Raw genomic sequence first — 17,134 nt, forward strand, 5'->3', positions numbered from 1 at the left:
GCATCAGATGATGCGCGAAAACCGTGCGCGATTGCGGTCCACCTGCAGATAGCGGTCAAACACCATCGCAATGCCGCGAACAAAAAACCAGCCCATCGCGGTCACTTCAATCCCTTCAGAACCGACAGTGACCAGACCTTGCTCCACCATGCCTTCGAGTTGCGAAATCTCTGAGGCAAAGTACTTGCGGAAATCGATGAGCCACGCCTGCTCCATGGGCTCGAACAGCAACTCCCCTTGGCACATCAACGCCATGATTGCAGCGCGCCGCACCAAATCATCCCGCGTGAGCGCGAGCCCGCGCACGACAGGAAGACGCCCCTGGTCAAGGAAGTCGTAGTACTCATCCAGCGTTTTGGAGTTCTGGCTGTAAGTGGCGCCAACCCGGCCAATGGCAGACACCCCAAGTCCAATCAGGTCGCAGTCTGGTTGGGTGCTGTAACCCTGAAAATTACGATGCAAGCGCCCCTGCCGCTTGGCAATAGCCAGCGCATCCGTCGGAAGCGCGAAATGGTCCATGCCGACATACACGTATCCGGCATCCATGAACGCATCCAACGAGCGCGACAACATCGATACCTTGCTTGACGCCGTTGGCAGCTCCGCCGAAATGATGCGTCGCTGCGGCTTGAAACGCTCAGGGAGATGGGCATAGGCGTAGAGCGCAATACGGTCAGGATGCAACTGTGCGACCTGTGCCAACGTGCGATCAAAAGACTCTGGGGTTTGGCGAGGCAACCCGTAGATCAGATCCACATTCACCGAGTCGAAGCCCAGCGAACGCGCTGATTCCACCAAAGAAAACACCTGCTCTGCCGGTTGTATGCGATGCACCGCCTTTTGCACCTCGGCATCAAAATCCTGCACACCGAAACTCAGCCGGTTAAAACCCAGCTCGTGCAGTAGCGCCAAGCGCTCGGCGTTGACAGTGCGCGGATCAACTTCAATGGAGTATTCGCCACCCGGTGCAAAGGCAAAACTGCGCTTGAGCATGGCCATGAGTTCGCGCAGGCCCGCGTCGGACAGGAATGTTGGCGTGCCACCACCCAAGTGCAACTGGCTTACCACCTGCCCGCCACCACAATGTGCAGTGTGCAGATCAATCTCACGGCTCAGATATCGCAGATAAACATCGGCGCGATCATGGTGCTTGGTGATGATCTTGTTGCATGCGCAGTAGTAACACAGCGACTCGCAGAACGGAATATGCACATACAGGGACAAAGGCAACGCTTTCGCCATCGTCCCGGACCGCCGTTGTTCGAGGGCAAGGACGTATTCATCTTGCCCAAAGGCCTCAACAAAACGGTCGGCGGTCGGATAAGAGGTATAGCGGGGCCCTGGCACGTCGAAACGGCGCAGAAGATCAGGCGAAACAGCGGTCATGAGAAGATATCCTTGCGTACATCCAAACTGTGCCGTACCCTTAGCTGCCCGTCCTTGACCTGCATCAATTGATCGCATGTGCCAAACAGCGACAATTTGATGCACGTCACCCGTACCATTGCGGTTGAGACCATGCCATCTCGTGCGGCGCTCGTATAGCGCTTGACACCCCAACCAGTTCACGTGCTTATGAACCCGCTCACCATCAAAGTCGCCTGTTCCAACTGCAATCTGCGGGAACTGTGCATGCCCGTTGGCTTGAATGAAGAGCAGCTCCAGCGCATCGACGAAGTGGTTGCTGTTCGCCGCAAGATAAAACGGGGCGGCACGCTGTTTCGCAATGGCGAAACATTCACTTCGCTGTATGCCATCCGAACGGGTTTCTTCAAGACCTGTGTCGCCACTGAAGATGGCCGCGACCAAGTTACCGGTTTTCAGATGGCTGGCGAGATCATCGGTCTCGACGGCATCGTCAATGATCACCACACCTGCGATGCCGTTGCACTCGAAGACGCCGAGGTCTGTGTAATGCCCTTTGACCGCATCGAAGAATTGTCCCGAGAGGTCACGGCCCTGCAGCACCATGTGCACAAGATCATGAGCCGCGAAATCGTGCGCGAGCACGGCGTGATGCTCCTGCTTGGCAGCATGCGTGCGGAAGAACGTCTTGCTGCGTTTCTTCTGAATTTGGTTCAACGCCTGCACGCTCGCGGTTTTTCGCAGTCTGAACTCGTGCTCCGCATGACACGTGAAGAAATTGGAAGCTATCTCGGGCTCAAACTCGAAACCGTCAGCCGGACGTTCTCCAAATTTGTGGAAGAAGGCGTTGTGGAGGTCAAACAGCGGCACGTCCGCATACTGGATACCGAGGCGCTCAAACGCATCGTCAATAGCCAACAGGCATGCCATTGACCCAGTCTGGGTAGCGAGATTCCTGCCGGTAGGCTGGGCTCCAGCCCATGACTGGTATTTTCAATAGTGCATCAGGAACATGCATTTGTCTTGCGACAGTCGTCTGGCCGCTCACCGTTAGGCACAGGACAGCGGTTCAGCTCGAACGGGGACAATGACAGCAGCGTCGTCAATGCGCCACTGGCCATTGTGATGATCCAGAATATAAAAAAGGCCAGGGTATAGACCCCTTCCCTAGAAAGCGCTAAGGGCTGCCCAAACCAGTGCAGATCCTGCGGATCCACCAATGCAAAAACGAGCATCTCCAGCACCCCTGCCATGAGAAATGCTGGCCATGCAATCCACATCAAGCGTTGCGTCCACATATACATCCCGTCTCTTTTTCATAGGGCCTGCCGCATGGGGGCATGACCGGTGTTTTGTGTTCAGCGGGGTTGATCTTGCACCGGGGTCGCGGCATGGTTACGCCCTTTCATGGCAGGTGCGAGACTTTTCTCAGGGGCTTTCAGCGTCTTGTTGATTTCGATGCCCTGTTGATAGTAATCCTCCGCCACGACCGGATCGGGCCGCGCGATAGCGAGCCACAGAGTGACGAAACCCGCCACGACCACAATGGCAGGGCCGGCAATCACGAGCCATACGTGACCAAACTTCCACCATGGTGCAGCAGGTAACGCACCAGATACAGCGGCAACAGGGGTTGACGACATGGCAATCTACTCCTCAAAACATCTCAATGGGCACCACCACCACCTGGCAGCTAAACCAGTGGGTGGTGGGGACTTGCAAGCTGGTTAACGTGGCACGAGGAAAACAGATTTCTCCGTCACGTGGGCACCAGTTCCAACCGCTTGCACATCAAAATACACCGTGTGCGAGCCTGGCTCAGCAGCTCCATACGGTATTTGCAACCTGACAGCCACCCAACGCGAATCCGCAGCACTGATGGTCACATCGGTATCCGAGGCAACCTCCAGCGCATCCAAACCACGGGCACTGATACGATAAAGTTGCTCTCCCTCGGTGGCATTCATGATCTGTAGGCGGTAAATGTTCTCGAGTTTGCCACCTGCCACGATACGAGACAGCGCAGCACGGTCGCGCACTACATCCACCTTCAGTGGAGTCCGCATCGACAGACTCACAAGCATTCCCACGCACAAGACCAGCAGCGCTGCGCTGTAAATCAATACCCGAGGGCGCAACACGCGTTGCAATATCTGCGACTGCGACCAACGATTGGCAACTGCATTTTGTGTGGAGTACCTGATCAAGCCCTTCGGGTACTGCATTTTTTCCATCACGGTATTACAAGCGTCGACACACAGGCCGCAGCCTATGCATTCATATTGCAATCCATCACGGATATCGATACCGACCGGGCAAACCTGAACACAAAGCGTGCAATCAATGCAGTCACCCAGACCTTTGGCTTTGTAATCCACGGATTTGTTGCGTGGACCGCGGCGCTCACCCCGCTCTACGTCATAAGTAACAATCAATGTATCGCTGTCAAACATGGCGCTCTGAAACCGAGCGTAAGGACACATGTACTTGCATACCTGCTCCCGCATGAAGCCGGCATTGCCATAGGTGGCAAATCCATAAAAAAGCACCCAGAAAACCTGCCACCCACCACTGAAGGCCAGAAGCTCCGGACCCAGCTCGCGGATCGGTACAAAATAGCCCACAAAGGTGAACCCGGTCCACAGCGCAACGACAAGCCAAACAATATGCTTCAGCGATTTTTTGCGAAGCTTCTCAAAGGACCAGGGGCTCTTGTCGAGTCGTAACCGCGCGCTCCGGTCCCCTTCGATTTTGTGCTCAATCCACATGAACATTTCGGTGTAGACGGTTTGCGGGCACGCAAAACCACACCAAAGACGCCCTGCCACGGCCGTAAACAAAAACAGCGACATTGCTGAAATGATCAGCAAGCCGGTCAGATAAATAAAGTCTTGCGGGTAAAGCACCAACCCGAAGATATAAAACCGCCGCGCCCCGAGGTCAAACAACACCATCTGGCGCTGCCCCCACTCCAACCAGGGCAACCCGTAGAAAACGAGCTGCGTGAGAAACACCATAGCCCAGCGCCAACGGGCAAACAGACCTGTGATGGATCGCGGATAAATCTTCTTCTGCGCTTCAAACAGAGAAACGATTTCACCTTCTGACGAAACATCAGACGCGACTGGCGTAATAGGAATGACCTTGCGAGTGGGCTCGCTGGGAGTCTTCATGGTGTCGCTACTCTACAAACGGAAAACGTACTCTGTAATAACCAGGCGGCGCAAATGCGCCGCCTGAACTGTCACCGTGAGGCGACTTGCTTGTTCGACAAGCCCCAGACATAGGCTGCCAGAACGCCAATCTGCGCTTCCGTCAGCTTTTCTTCCTGAGCAGGCATCTGGTTGACTTTACCGTTGTTGATCATGGCGGTGATGGCTGCCTCGCCCCAACCGTGAAGCCAGATGTCATCGGTCAGATTAGGGGCACCAAGGGCTTGGTTGCCCTTGCCGTCCATGCCATGGCATGCAGCGCAGGCGGTGAACTTTGACTTGCCCAACGAGGCACGCAAGGAATCATGCGGGCTACCCGAAAGACTCAGCACATAGTGCGACAAGTTGCGAACATCCTCCGGCGTGCCTACAGCAGCCGCCATCGGGGGCATGTTGCCGATACGGCCCTTATTAATCGTCTCACGGATTTTTTCGGGAGAGCCGCCATGCAACCAATCAGCGTCCGTCAGATTCGGAAAACCCTTGCTGCCACGGGCATCCGAACCATGGCACTGGGCGCAGTTGTTCATGAACAGGCGTTCACCAATGGCATGGGCTTGGGGATCCCCTGCAACGTCTTCCGGCTTCATGGACGTGAAACGTGCGTACAACGGTTCCAACTCGGTTTTGGCCTTGGCCATTTCGGCTTCGTACTCGCCCTTTTGGGTCCAGTTCAACTTACCCGTGAAGCTACCCAGACCGGGAAATACGGCCAAATACCCGAGCGCAAAGACAATGGTGATAACGAACAACCACACCCACCAACGTGGCAGCGGGTTGTTCATTTCGACCAGATCTTCGTCCCAGACATGGCCCGTGGTGTTGTCGGCGGTTGCAGCCACTTTTTTACGGCCGGCCATCCACAGCAGCAGCGCGCAGGAAAAAATACCGACCAAGGTCAGCGTGGTCACAAAGACCGACCAGAAATTGCTGGTGAAGTCACTCATGGGGTGTTCTCGTTCTGGTGAAAGTCAATCTTGCTCAAAGGGCAACTGCGCCGCCTCGTCGAACCGGGATTTGTTGCGCCCCCTGTAGGCCCAGATCCAGATGCCGACAAAACAGACCATCGATACCACCGTAGCTACGATGCGCATGGTTGTGATATCCATTGCAAATCTCCTTTACTTGAGCGCGCGGCCCATGATCTGCAGGTAGGCAATAAGAGCATCCTGCTCAGACTTGCCCTTGACCTCGCCAGCCGCCGCATTGATTTGCTCGTCGGTGTAAGGCACACCCACGGTGCGCAGCGCCTTCATGCGGGGTGCCATCACGGCCGGGTCTACCTGGTTCTTGTCCAGCCATGAATAGGCAGGCATGTTGGACTCAGGCACCACGTCGCGCGGGTTGTTCAAGTGAATGCGATGCCATTCATCGCTGTACTTGCCGCCAACACGTTGCAGATCAGGCCCCGTGCGCTTGCTCCCCCACTGGAAGGGGTGGTCGTACACAAACTCACCGGCCACCGAGTAGTGCCCGTAACGCAAGGTCTCGGCACGGAACGGACGGATCATCTGCGAGTGGCAGTTGTAGCAGCCCTCGCGGATGTAGATGTCGCGACCAGCCAGTTGCAAAGCGGTGTAGGGCTCGACGCCTTTGACAGCCTCTGTGGTGGACTTCTGAAAGAACAGCGGCACGATCTCTACCATGCCGCCAATGGCGATCACGAGCAGGATGAGCACGATCATCAGGAAATTATTGGTTTCCACCTTCTCGTGGGAAAAACCGGTCGAAGCAGATGTGTTTTTGTCGGACATGAATTAGCTCCTTCGGTCTCAGGCGTGCGCCGCATTCACGGCGGGAATCGCCACCTTGACCGATCGGCCGGAGATGGCGGTGAGCCACACGTTCCAGGCCATGATCACCATGCCGCTCAGGTACAGCAGCCCGCCAGCCACACGAATCACATAAAACGGATAAGTGGCTTTCACGCTCTCCACGAAGGTGTATGTCAGCGTGCCGTCGGGGTTGATAGCGCGCCACATCAGGCCCTGCATCACGCCGGCAATCCACATGGCTGCGATGTACAGCACGATGCCAATCGTTGCCAGCCAGAAGTGCAGCTCGATAGCCTTCATGGAATGCATCTTCTCTTTGCCAAACAAGCGCGGCACGAGGTAATAGAGCGAGCCAATAGTGATAAGACCCACCCAGCCCAGCGCGCCCGAATGCACGTGTCCAATGGTCCAATCCGTGTAGTGGCTCAGGGCATTCACGGTCTTGATGGACATCATCGGACCTTCAAAAGTGGACATGCCATAGAACGACAGCGACACGATCAGGAAGCGCAGGATCGGATCGTCGCGCAGCTTGTGCCATGCACCCGACAGCGTCATGATGCCGTTGATCATGCCGCCCCAGCTAGGAGCCAACAGGATCAGGGAGAACACCATACCCACCGATTGCGTCCAGTCAGGCAGCGCGGTGTAGTGCAGATGGTGTGGGCCCGCCCACATGTACGTGAAAATCAGTGCCCAAAAGTGAACGATGGACAGGCGATAGCTGTAAACCGGACGACCGGCCTGTTTAGGAATGAAGTAATACATCATTCCCAGGAAACCCGCTGTGAGGAAGAAGCCGACGGCATTGTGGCCGTACCACCACTGCACCATGGCGTCCTGCACCCCGGCGTAAGCGGAATAACTCTTCATGAAACCCGCGGGGATTTCAGCACTGTTCACAACATGCAGCAACGCAATCGCCAGGATGAAAGCGCCAAAAAACCAGTTCGCCACGTAGATGTGCTTGACCTTTCGCACACCAATCGTGCCAAAAAACACGATGGCATAAGACACCCAGACCAGGGTGATCAAGATATCGATAGGCCACTCAAGTTCGGCATATTCCTTGCCCGACGTGTATCCCAGGGGCAAACTGACGACGGCCGCCAGAATGACCAATTGCCAGCCCCAAAAGGTAAATGGAATCAAAGGGCCGCCAAACAAGCGCGCCTGGCTGGTGCGCTGCACAACGTAATAGCTGGTAGCAAACAGTGCGGAGCCGCCAAACGCAAAAATCACCGCATTGGTATGCAACGGACGTAGACGGCCATAACTGAGCCAGGGAATGCCAAAGTTGAGTTCAGGCCAGGCGAGCTGGGCGGCGATCAAAACGCCCACCAACATACCAACCACCCCCCATACCACGGCCATGATAGAAAACTGGCGCACAACTGTATCGTTGTAATGCGCAACACTTGTTTTTGGAGAATCCATCGGGCACCTCTTTATATTGCTTTGCGAGTTTCACGTACGCGGAGCTTCTGAGCATTGACACAAGTCAATCGTCTCGGAGAATGCGCTCCCCCTCCTGCTCCACACTCTCAAACTGGCCGTGATAGACAGCCCACCACAGCCCCACCAGAATCAAAAGAACCAGAATGACGGACAGCGGAATCAGCAGATAAAGAATATCCATCAGATGGGCTCCAGGATTTTCTTGGTCACCCGACCGGGCAGTGGCGCGCTCGTGCCTTCACGAGGTGAAACCACCGCTTCAGGAGGGCAGCTTGCGCCACCAGCCAAACCGGGCAGCTCGCGCGAAAGCCGGGCAGCATTGAGCACAACCAGCAACGAACTCAAGGCCATGCCCAAGCCCGCCAACCAGGCAGGCATCCATCCCGCCACGGCCAACGGAACACACAACGCGTTGTAGCCTGCTGCCCACCACAGGTTCTGGCGCACCACATGCAGAGTGCGTCGCGCCAGCATCACCGCCTGCGGCACCATGGCAAGGCTGTCGCCGAGCACCACAAAGTCGGCGCGGGATTGGGCCAAAGGCACGGCACGGCCAAATGCGAACGAAACATGCGCACCGGCAAGCACCGGGCCGTCGTTCAGTCCATCACCCACCATAGCCACCTGGTGCCCCTGGGCCTGCAGCGCCTGAAGCGCCGCCAGCTTGGCCTGGGGCGTGCAATCTCCCCTGAATTCAGCAATACCCGTCTGAGCGGCAATGCGCTGCACCACGGCCTGGCGATCCCCCGACAGAATCTTCACCGCAACGCCGGCTTGCTGTAGCACCGCGACCACCCCAGGGGCTTCGGCGCGCAGGTCTTCTGCCAAGTCGAATCGTGCCAGCTCCGTCACAGCACTGCCAGGCGTTTGCTGGGACAACACCACTTGCAGCTCAGCACTACCAGCGCCGTCCGGAGCCAAACCGGCATGGCGGGGGGAGCCCAGCCACACCCGCCGCAACGCGAGGGGGTCGGTGTCATCGTGGACAGTCGCCGTCAGGCCCAGCCCGGCGTCCTCCGTCAGATCGGAGATACGCCACCGATCGTCGCTCAGTTCTTCAGCAGCCGTAGCAAGGGCTCGCGATGCAGGGTGCATCGAGTGCCGGGCCAGCGCCGCAGCCAGCGCCAACGCGTCGTTCGCCGACAAGCTGGTTGTGGTGTGGACGGCTCTTAGCGCCATGCCGTCACGGGTCAGTGTGCCGGTTTTGTCAAACACCAAGGTATCTACGCTGGCCAAGGCCTCCAACCCCTGAAGATTGCGCACCAGTACACCATGGCGCGCCAAAGTGCCCGCAGCGGTCAACATGGCCACGGGAGTGGCAAGCGACAAGGCGCAAGGGCAAGTCACGATCAGCACCGCTACCGCAACCATCAACGCGTGTCCCGGGTCCGATGGCCACCAATACGCTGCCGCCAAAAAGGCTGCCAGCAGCACAGCGGCAAGAAATGGCCGCGCAATACGATCTGCCAACTGGGCAAGCCGGGGCTTTTGCAAAGAGGCACTTTCCATCAGCGCCACAATTTGTGCAAAACGCGTTTGCCCACCCATCCCCTGCACCAGCATCTCCACGGGAGATTGCAGGTTGTAGCTCCCTGCGGTCACCGTGCTGCCGACTGGCCGGGCCACAGGCGTGGACTCGCCGGTCAACAAGGCCTCGTCTGCGTGCGTGTTGCCCACCGTGATGACACCGTCTGCCGGAAAAGCTTCGCCAGGCAACACCCGAATGGTGTCTCCCACGGCAAGACGACGTGTAGCCACCCGGATGAAACTGCCGTCGGCCACGCGCCGCTCCACGCTGTCGGGCAGACGATTCATCACGGCCTCCAGTGCGCCCGCCGTGCGGTCCCGAAGGCGCAGCTCAAGCCACCGGCCGGTCAGCAGGAAGAAGACAAACATCGTCAAAGAGTCGTAATACACCTCTTTGCCAAAAACACCTGCGGGATCGAAGGTGCCTGCCGTGCTGACCGCAAAAGTGATGGCCATACCCAGCGCCACGGGCAAATCCATGCTGATCCGGCGCAAGCGGACGTCACGCAAGGCACTGGCAAAAAATGGACCGCATGAAAAAACAACCATGGGCAACGTGATGACCCAGGACGCCCAACGCAGCAGTTGCTCCATTTCGCCAGTGAGATCGCCGGGTTGGGCCACGTAGGCTGGCCACGCATACATCATCACCTGCATCATGCAAAAACCCGCCACCAGCCAGCGCCAAAGCGCCCGACGGCTTTCGCGAAGGCGCTGATCGCGCGCAAATGCGTCCATGGCGGGCATGGCACGGTAACCCGCCTTCTGCACCGCCTCCATCCACTGCGAAGGGCGCACGCGGTCGGGGCGCCACACCACGCGTGCGCGGCGCGTGGCAGCGCTCACATCGGCCTGCAGCACCCCCGGCACAGTCCGCAAAGCATCTTCAATGGTGAGCGCACAGGCGGCGCAATGCATGCCCTCCAGCACCACCTGCGACTCCCAATGGGTGGAAGCGGGGTCTACCGACGATGCACCGACGGCGGGCACCAGAGGACTTCCCGTCGGCCCGCATGGGCGACCAAAGGCCAGCCACTCTTGCGGATCGTCCAACAAATGGACCGGCTTGACAGACGGCTCCATTGCCGTATCTTCAGGCGGGTGCGTCCCATCGGAAACCGGTGCACCGGGTCGAAAAATTGACATGGTTCAAGCCTATCTTTGACACATAGCAAGCACATTGACCTGCATCAAGCCTCAGAACATGATTCATCCTAAGCTTGTTCCACAACTTTGAGGAGCCCATATGTACAAACGCATCCTGATCGCAACAGACGGATCACCCCTGTCGAACATCGCGGTAAAACACGGTCTGTCGCTGGCAGAACTCTCTGGCGCCACGGTGATCGCCCTCAAGGTAGTGCCACGCTATCCCAGGAGCTATTTTGAAGGCGGCATGCCCGTCGACATGACCGATGTGAAACGCATCGAAGCCCAATGGGGCAACGCAGCGCAGGCCATGGTCGACAAGATAAAAGCCCAAGGTGCGGAACAGGGAGTCGCGGTCAAGGCCGTCATCGCCAAATCCGACTTGGTGGCCGAGGCCGTGATCTCTGCAGCCAAGAAGCACAAGTGCGACCTGATCGTGATGGCATCGCACGGCCGCAAGGGCATCAAGCGCCTGCTGCTGGGCAGCGAAACGCAGCATGTGCTGACGCATTCGCACATCCCTGTGTTGGTGCTGCGCTAAACACCATGAATATGCATCAAAACAGGCTCTAGCGCTTATTCATCAATCGTTAGCAGCTATTAAATAAATAGCAAAACACCGGAAAGGCTGAACGCCTTCTCGGTGTTTTTTCATTTCCAGCGGGATGGCGGGCAGCTCAGTGGTTGCCCAGGTAGAGCTGTGCCATGCGCTCATCGGCCAGCAGCCCCTGCGCCGAGCCCTGCAACACGCAGCGGCCCTGGTCCAGGATGTAGCCCTGCTGGCTGATCTGCAGCGCCTGGCGTGCGCGCTGCTCCACCATCAGCACCGCCACGCCAGCGGCGGGCAGCTTTTGCACCATGTCGAACACCTTGCCCACCAGTGAGGGGGCCAGCGCCGCCGTGGGCTCGTCCAGCACCATGATGCGGGGCGACGGCATGAGGGCGCGGGCAAAGGCGAGCTGCTGGCGCTCGCCGCCCGAGAGGTTGCTGGCGGGCTGAGGCAATCGTTCCACCAGCGCCGGAAAGTCGGCCAGCACCTCGTCCATGCGACGCTTGATGTTTGCAACACCGCGCACCACCTGCAGGTTCTCGCGCACGGTAAGCGACGGGAACACATTGGCCACCTGCGGCACATAGGCCAGCCCTGCGTCAAAGCGGTCTTCGGCCGACAAGGCCGTGATGTCGCGCCCACCCAGGTGGATGGTGCCCGCCACCCGTGGCAACAGGCCCAGCAGCGCCTTCACCAGCGTGGATTTGCCCGCACCGTTGGTGCCCGCAATGGTCACGATCTCGCCCGGCGCCACGGTCAGGTCAATGCCGTGGATGATGTCCACCTCGGAATACCCGCCGCGCAATTGCGCGATCTGCAGCAAGTTGTCTGCGCCGCTCATACCACCCCTCCCATATAGGCTTCCTGCACACGCGGGTCGTCCAGCACCGTGTGCGGGTCGCCCTCGGCCAGGATGGAGCCCCGGTCCATCACGATCATGCGGTTGGACAGCGACTTGAGCGCCTGCAGGTGGTGCTCGATCACGATGAACGCAATGCCCTGCCCGTTCAGCTCGCGCACACGGTCACAGATCTCTTCAATCAGCACCGGGTTCACCCCGGCAAACGGCTCGTCCAGCAAGATGCAGCGCGGGTCCAGCATCAGCACCCGGCCCAGCTCCACCAGCTTCTTCTGCCCGCCAGACAAGCCCCCCGCCGTCACATCGCGCACCCGCGCCAGATTCAAAAACTGCAGGATGCGGTCCGCCTTGGCAGACAGCTGCGCCTCATGCTCGCGCAGGCTGCGCGTCTGGAAGAAGGCATTCACCAGCCGCTCCCCTTGCGGGTTGGCGGCAGCGGCCATCAGGTTCTCGTGCACCGTGAGGCTCTTGAACTCGCGCGGAATCTGGAACGTGCGCACCAGCCCCAGCCGCGCGCGGCGGTACGGGGGTATGCGGGTGATGTCCTGCCCTTCAAACAGGATCTGCCCCGCGTCCGCTGGCTGCTGCCCGGCAATGGTCGCAAACAATGTGCTCTTGCCCGCACCGTTGGTGCCTGCAATGCCCAGAATCTCACCCGCCCCCAGTTGCAGCGAGACGCCGTCCACCGCCTTGAAGCCCCCAAACTGCCGCGTGACGGCCTCTACCTTCAGCATCGTTGTTGCAGTCATTAGGATTTGCCTCCAAACAGGCCGTTGGGCTTGTACAAGGTGACCAGGATCAGTGCCAGGCCCACCGCCGCCAGGCGCAGGCTGGCCATGCCGACCTCTGACACGCCCGGCACCCAGTCTTTGGCAAAGCGCGAGCCCTCCAAAAACACCATGAGCAGCAGCGAGCCAAACACCGCGCCGCGCACCGTGCCCGAGCCGCCCATCACCAGGCCCATCCACACATAAAACGTAATGAGCGGAATGAACTGCTCGGGCGTGATGAACGTGATGAAGTGCGCATAGAACGCACCCGCCACACCGGCCAGCGCCGCCCCCAGCATGAACACCTGCACCTTGAACCAGGCAGGGTCCTTGCCCAGGGCCGACAACGCGGGCTCATCGTCGCCAATGGCCTTGAGCAGCCGCCCAAACGGGCTGGCCGCCAGGCGCACCGTGCCCCAGGCCACCACCGCAACCACAGCCAGGAGCGTGGCAAAAATCGCCATGTCCGACACGCCACTGCCCCACGATGCAAACAGCTTGGGCAAGCCGGGCAAGCCCTGCACGCCCTTGGTCAGCCAGCTCTCTTGCTGGATGGAAATACGCACCGCCTCCGAAAAACCCAGCGTCACGATGGCCAGGTAGTCATCCCGCAGGCGCAGCGACAGCAGGCCAATAGGCAGCGCCAGCAAGCCCGAGAGCACAGCCGCCGCCACAAAACACAGTACCAGCGGCACGCCTTGCAGCGCCAACAGGCCCGAGGTGTAGGCGCCCACGGCAAAGAACGCCACGACGCCAAAGTTGACCAGCCGGGTCAGGCCGAACTGCAGGTTCAGGCCCAGCGCCAGCAGGCAGTAGATAAGCGCGATGATGCCAATGGCACAGAGGTAAGCAATCATGAATCGAACTCCTTACCGCACCAGTTGCACGCGGCCCATGATGCCCGCCGGGCGCACCAGCAGCACCAGGGCCAACACCACAAACGACAGCACCAATTTGTACGACGGCCCCATCAGCGGCACCGCCAGCTCTTGCACCACACACAGCAGCAGCGCACCCAGCACCGCGCCCACCGGGCTGCCGATGCCGCCCAGCACCATGGCCGCAAACGCGGGGATCAGGCTCTCCCACCCCATCTCGGGGCTGACCACGGCCTTCATGCCCAGCAGCACGCCACCCAACGATGACAACGCCCCCACCAGCAGCCACAGGCTCAGCATGAGCCCATTGGCGCGGATACCGCTGGCCCGCGCCAGATCCGCACTGTCTGCCACGGCGCGCAACTGGCGGCCAAAGCTGGTGCGGTAAATCAGCACAAACACCACCACTAGGCACGCAGCAGCCACGGCGGCAATCGCCAGATCGGTGGGCAGGATGCGGATGCCGCCAAAGTTCCAGGCGCGCACCAGGGGCAAGTCAAACGTGCGCTGGTCATGCCCGGCAAAAAAACTGATCAGGCTGCGCAGCAAAAACCCCAGGCCAATGGCCGCGAGCATGGACGACACCATGGGCCGCCCGGCCAGCTTGCGAAAAATCAGCGTGTACGACCCCGCAGACACCAGCGCGGTGACTACCATGCTGCCCAGCGCCGCCGCCCACAGCGGCCAGCCGCCCAGCAGTTGCACCGCCACAGCGGCGTAGGCGCCGGTGGTGAGCATGTCGCCCGTGGCTGCGTTGGGAAAGCGGTTGACACCCATCACCAGGGTCATGGCCAGGGCAGGCAGTGCCACCACCAGACCTTCGATCAATCCGTTGATCAGCAGGTTTACAAAGTCGATCCAGGTCATTGCGTCATTCCGTCATCCCATGCACATCTGCGCTGCGCAGTCCTAAAAAACAAAAGCCCGGGGCCTGCACACCGGGCTTGGCCCGTCACATCGTGATGGACACCACGTCGCGCCGCACCAGCTGGCCCTTTTCGATGATGAACACGCCAAAGTCCGGCGTCACATCGCCCGCCTTGTCAAAGTCCAGCTTGCTCGATGCGCCTTCGTAGTTCACCTTGGCCTTCTTGGCCAGTTGGGCCTTGCCTTCGGCAAAAGTGAACACGGCCGTGCCGGGCGCGTTGGACACATCGCGCATCTTGGCGTTGATCTGCTCTACCGTGGCCTTGGGGCCCGCAGCTTCCATGGCCAGTGCCAGCGAGATCACCATGTCATACGCCATGGCGGCGTAGATGTTGGTCGAGGCGGCCTTGCCCGTGGCCTTGGTAAAGGCGGCATCAAATTGGGCGTACGAAGCGCTCTTTTCGTTGGACACGGTGTCTACCGAGATGATGCCCTCGCACACCTCGGCGCCCAGGGCCTTCACCAGATCGGGGTTGGCCGCCCAGCCAGGGATGATCCACTTGGTGTCAGCACCCGACTGGAACCACTCGCGCAGGATGATGGTGGTGTCAGGCAGGTACGAGCCCATCACGATCACATCGGGCTTGGCGGCCAGGATTTTTTGCAACTCGCTGCGGTAGCTGGGGCGGTTGGGTTCGTAGGTGACGTGCGCTGCCACCTTGCCACCACGCTTTTCCCACACTTTGGTGAAGCCTTCCACATTGCCCAGGCCCGAGGCGTTGTTGAACGCCATGGTGGCCGGCCGCTTGAAGCCGCGCTTGGTGCAAATCTCGGCAAAGGCCGCGCCAAAGCGGTCATTGGTGGCCTGAAAGCGCCACACCAGGTCCTTGGTGTCCAGCGTAGAGATAGCGGGTGCGCCCGACACGTTCATCTGGATCAAGCCCGCCGCATCGGTCAGCGGCATCACCGCCAACGTCACGCCCGAGGCCCAAGTGCCCAGCACGGCCTGCACCTTGTTCACCTCGATCAGCTTCTTGGCGGCCAGCACGGCCGCGTCGGGCTTGGTCTGGTCGTCTTCGGTGAAGAGTTCGAGCTTGCGGCCACCGGCACCGCCAGCGGCATTGACCTCATCCACCGCCAGGCGAATGGCCTGCTGCATGCCCGGGCCATAGGGGCTGCCCGCGCCCGTGATGGGCGTGAGCGAGCCAATGCGAAACACGTCACCCTGCTGGCTGAAACCGATGGAAGGAAGGCACTGCAGGGCAGCAGCCGCGCCGCCGAGCTTGACGAAATTTCTACGTTGCATGGTGTTCTCCGGTTGGGGGGGTGGGATGGGGTTGAGGGGAAATCAAAGCGTGTTCTTGACCCACGCGCCGTCCTTGGCGATGGCGCGAATGCGCTCGCCCTGGTTCAGCAGGCAGGTGATGTCGGTGAGCGGGTTGCCATCGACCAGCAAGATGTCGGCAATGGCACCGGCCGTGACTTCGCCCAGCTGGCCTTGCTGGCCCAGAATCTCCGCGCCAATCAGCGTGGCCTGCAGCAGCACCGGGCCGTTGCCCAGCACGTCGGCGCGCAGGCGCAGCTCGTCGGCCTGCAGGTAGTGCGTTTCGGCCAGCAGGTCGCTGCCCAGGCCCATTTTCACGCCCGCCTTGGCCAGGATCTCGATGGCCTGCTTGCCCTGGCTGCGCACGGAGTCGATCTTGGCGACGGACGCTGCAGGCAGGCCATAGCGCTCGCCTTCGTTGGCCAGGCCTTCGTACGTGATGAGCGTGGGCACCATGAAAGCGCCCATTTCAGCCATCAACTGGGCCGTGGGCGCATCGACCAAATTACCGTGCTCGATGGTGCGCACACCGCAGCGCACGGCGCGTGCAATGGCGCGCGGCGTGTAGGCATGGGCCATGACATAGGTGTTGGCGTTGGAGGCCTCTTCCACAATGGCGCGCAGCTCGGCTTCTGAATAACCCAGGTTGCCTATCGGGTCGTTGGGCGATGCCACACCGCCAGAGGCCATCACCTTGATCTGCGTGGCGCCCTTCAGGATTTCTTCGCGCACCGCCAGGCGGCAGGCGTCCACCCCATCCACCACGCGGCCGATGTTGCCCAGCTTGTAGGCGCACGAGCACACATCCAGGACGTCGTTGCGTTGGCGGAAATCCGCATGCCCACCGGTTTGCGACAGCGCCTTACCTGCAGGGAAAATGCGCGGCCCTGGCACCAGCCCCGTGCGCACCGCCTCTGCCAGCGACCAATCGGCCCCGCCCGCATCGCGCACGGTGGTAAAGCCCCGGTCCAGCATGCCCTTCATGATGGGCAGCGAGCGCAGCATGGTGAACACATTGGGCATCTTGGCCACCGTGCCCAGGTTGAACGACGAGGCCACCGTGTGCACGTGGCAGTCGATCAGGCCAGGCATGAGCGTCATGCCCTTGGCGTCCAGCGTTGTCGTGCCCTCTGGCACCTGCAAGTCAGTGCCCACGGCGGCGATACGGCCGTCCTGCACCAGAACCGACAGGCCGGTGCGCAGTGTGAGTGCGTGCACATCCAGAACACGGCTATTTTCAATCAGCAAAGAGGTCATGAGATTCGTCAAGTTTGGCGCCATGGGCTTCAAAATTACTCATGACCCTCTTTTTGAGGGCCATGGGCATCGTCAGGCTCCAATCTGGTGCAATGCAGCATTCTTCAGAGAGGAGTTTTGACATGTTGGTGTCACAGGATGCA

The 17,134-nt window shown here is 59.8% G+C and carries 19 protein-coding genes; 2 read left to right on the forward strand and 17 right to left on the reverse strand.

Features of this window, described 5'->3' with window-relative positions; translation table 11 throughout:
* Nucleotides 1-3: 3 nt before the first annotated feature.
* Nucleotides 4-1,386: an oxygen-independent coproporphyrinogen III oxidase gene (gene hemN / locus KI609_RS15000; protein WP_226444395.1), complete on the reverse strand. Its 1,383-nt coding sequence runs from the start codon at nt 1,384-1,386 to the stop codon at nt 4-6.
* A 189-nt stretch (nt 1,387-1,575) separates the two neighbouring features.
* Here hemN and fnr point away from each other — a divergent pair, with 189 nt between their 5' ends.
* Nucleotides 1,576-2,298, forward strand: coding sequence for a fumarate/nitrate reduction transcriptional regulator Fnr (gene fnr / locus KI609_RS15005; RefSeq protein WP_226444396.1), 723 nt, complete (start codon nt 1,576-1,578; stop codon nt 2,296-2,298).
* A gap of 71 nt (nt 2,299-2,369) precedes the next feature.
* On the opposite strand, the gene KI609_RS15010 is transcribed toward fnr, so the two are convergent.
* The 9 genes from KI609_RS15010 to KI609_RS15050 all read right to left on the reverse strand — a co-directional run bounded on the left by KI609_RS15010 (nt 2,370) and on the right by KI609_RS15050 (nt 10,420).
* Complete coding sequence (locus KI609_RS15010; RefSeq protein ID WP_226450444.1) at nt 2,370-2,663, reverse strand: hypothetical protein; 294 nt, start codon at nt 2,661-2,663, stop codon at nt 2,370-2,372.
* 60 nt (nt 2,664-2,723) lie between these two features.
* Nucleotides 2,724-3,008 (reverse strand): FixH family protein, encoded by a 285-nt coding sequence (locus KI609_RS15015; RefSeq protein WP_226444397.1) that lies wholly within the window; start codon nt 3,006-3,008, stop codon nt 2,724-2,726.
* 84 nt (nt 3,009-3,092) lie between these two features.
* The gene (ccoG, locus tag KI609_RS15020) at nt 3,093-4,538 is read right to left on the reverse strand and encodes a cytochrome c oxidase accessory protein CcoG (protein WP_226444398.1); all 1,446 of its coding nucleotides are present in this window, start codon (nt 4,536-4,538) and stop codon (nt 3,093-3,095) included.
* A 71-nt stretch (nt 4,539-4,609) separates the two neighbouring features.
* A complete protein-coding gene (gene ccoP / locus KI609_RS15025) occupies nt 4,610-5,524 on the reverse strand; it encodes a cytochrome-c oxidase, cbb3-type subunit III (RefSeq protein WP_226444399.1) in 915 nt (304 codons plus the stop codon).
* Between the two features lie 24 nt (nt 5,525-5,548).
* Nucleotides 5,549-5,686, reverse strand: a complete 138-nt coding sequence (locus tag KI609_RS15030; protein ID WP_226444400.1) for a cbb3-type cytochrome oxidase subunit 3 — start codon at nt 5,684-5,686, stop codon at nt 5,549-5,551.
* A gap of 12 nt (nt 5,687-5,698) precedes the next feature.
* Nucleotides 5,699-6,331 (reverse strand): cytochrome-c oxidase, cbb3-type subunit II, encoded by a 633-nt coding sequence (gene ccoO, locus KI609_RS15035; protein ID WP_226444401.1) that lies wholly within the window; start codon nt 6,329-6,331, stop codon nt 5,699-5,701.
* Nucleotides 6,332-6,349: 18 nt separating this feature from the next.
* Nucleotides 6,350-7,789 carry a cytochrome-c oxidase, cbb3-type subunit I gene (gene ccoN / locus KI609_RS15040; protein ID WP_226444402.1) on the reverse strand — a complete coding sequence of 480 codons (1,440 nt, stop codon included), beginning with the start codon at nt 7,787-7,789 and terminating at the stop codon, nt 6,350-6,352.
* 64 nt (nt 7,790-7,853) lie between these two features.
* Nucleotides 7,854-7,991: a cbb3-type cytochrome oxidase assembly protein CcoS gene (ccoS, locus tag KI609_RS15045; RefSeq protein ID WP_226444403.1), complete on the reverse strand. Its 138-nt coding sequence runs from the start codon at nt 7,989-7,991 to the stop codon at nt 7,854-7,856.
* Nucleotides 7,991-10,420: a heavy metal translocating P-type ATPase gene (locus KI609_RS15050; RefSeq protein WP_226444404.1), complete on the reverse strand. Its 2,430-nt coding sequence runs from the start codon at nt 10,418-10,420 to the stop codon at nt 7,991-7,993. The genes ccoS and KI609_RS15050 overlap by 1 nt, the downstream gene beginning before the upstream one ends.
* Before the next feature lie 163 nt (nt 10,421-10,583).
* Here KI609_RS15050 and KI609_RS15055 point away from each other — a divergent pair, with 163 nt between their 5' ends.
* Nucleotides 10,584-11,027, forward strand: coding sequence for a universal stress protein (locus tag KI609_RS15055; RefSeq protein WP_226444405.1), 444 nt, complete (start codon nt 10,584-10,586; stop codon nt 11,025-11,027).
* Nucleotides 11,028-11,163: 136 nt separating this feature from the next.
* On the opposite strand, the gene KI609_RS15060 is transcribed toward KI609_RS15055, so the two are convergent.
* The 7 genes from KI609_RS15060 to KI609_RS15090 all read right to left on the reverse strand — a co-directional run bounded on the left by KI609_RS15060 (nt 11,164) and on the right by KI609_RS15090 (nt 17,115).
* Complete coding sequence (locus tag KI609_RS15060; protein WP_226444406.1) at nt 11,164-11,877, reverse strand: ABC transporter ATP-binding protein; 714 nt, start codon at nt 11,875-11,877, stop codon at nt 11,164-11,166.
* Nucleotides 11,874-12,644 (reverse strand): ABC transporter ATP-binding protein, encoded by a 771-nt coding sequence (locus KI609_RS15065; protein ID WP_226444407.1) that lies wholly within the window; start codon nt 12,642-12,644, stop codon nt 11,874-11,876. The genes KI609_RS15060 and KI609_RS15065 overlap by 4 nt, the downstream gene beginning before the upstream one ends.
* Nucleotides 12,644-13,522: a branched-chain amino acid ABC transporter permease gene (locus tag KI609_RS15070; protein ID WP_226444408.1), complete on the reverse strand. Its 879-nt coding sequence runs from the start codon at nt 13,520-13,522 to the stop codon at nt 12,644-12,646. The genes KI609_RS15065 and KI609_RS15070 overlap by 1 nt, the downstream gene beginning before the upstream one ends.
* Before the next feature lie 12 nt (nt 13,523-13,534).
* Nucleotides 13,535-14,410: a branched-chain amino acid ABC transporter permease gene (locus KI609_RS15075; protein WP_226444409.1), complete on the reverse strand. Its 876-nt coding sequence runs from the start codon at nt 14,408-14,410 to the stop codon at nt 13,535-13,537.
* Nucleotides 14,411-14,495: 85 nt separating this feature from the next.
* Complete coding sequence (locus tag KI609_RS15080) at nt 14,496-15,716, reverse strand: ABC transporter substrate-binding protein (protein WP_226444410.1); 1,221 nt, start codon at nt 15,714-15,716, stop codon at nt 14,496-14,498.
* A 42-nt stretch (nt 15,717-15,758) separates the two neighbouring features.
* Nucleotides 15,759-16,991: a metal-dependent hydrolase family protein gene (locus KI609_RS15085; RefSeq protein WP_226444411.1), complete on the reverse strand. Its 1,233-nt coding sequence runs from the start codon at nt 16,989-16,991 to the stop codon at nt 15,759-15,761.
* Nucleotides 16,972-17,115, reverse strand: a complete 144-nt coding sequence (locus KI609_RS15090; RefSeq protein WP_226444412.1) for a hypothetical protein — start codon at nt 17,113-17,115, stop codon at nt 16,972-16,974. Before KI609_RS15090 ends, KI609_RS15085 begins: the two co-directional genes overlap by 20 nt.
* Nucleotides 17,116-17,134 lie beyond the last annotated feature (19 nt).

Origin of the sequence: Acidovorax radicis, assembly GCF_020510705.1 — a bacterium.
GTDB classification, from domain to species: domain Bacteria; phylum Pseudomonadota; class Gammaproteobacteria; order Burkholderiales; family Burkholderiaceae_C; genus Acidovorax; species Acidovorax radicis_A.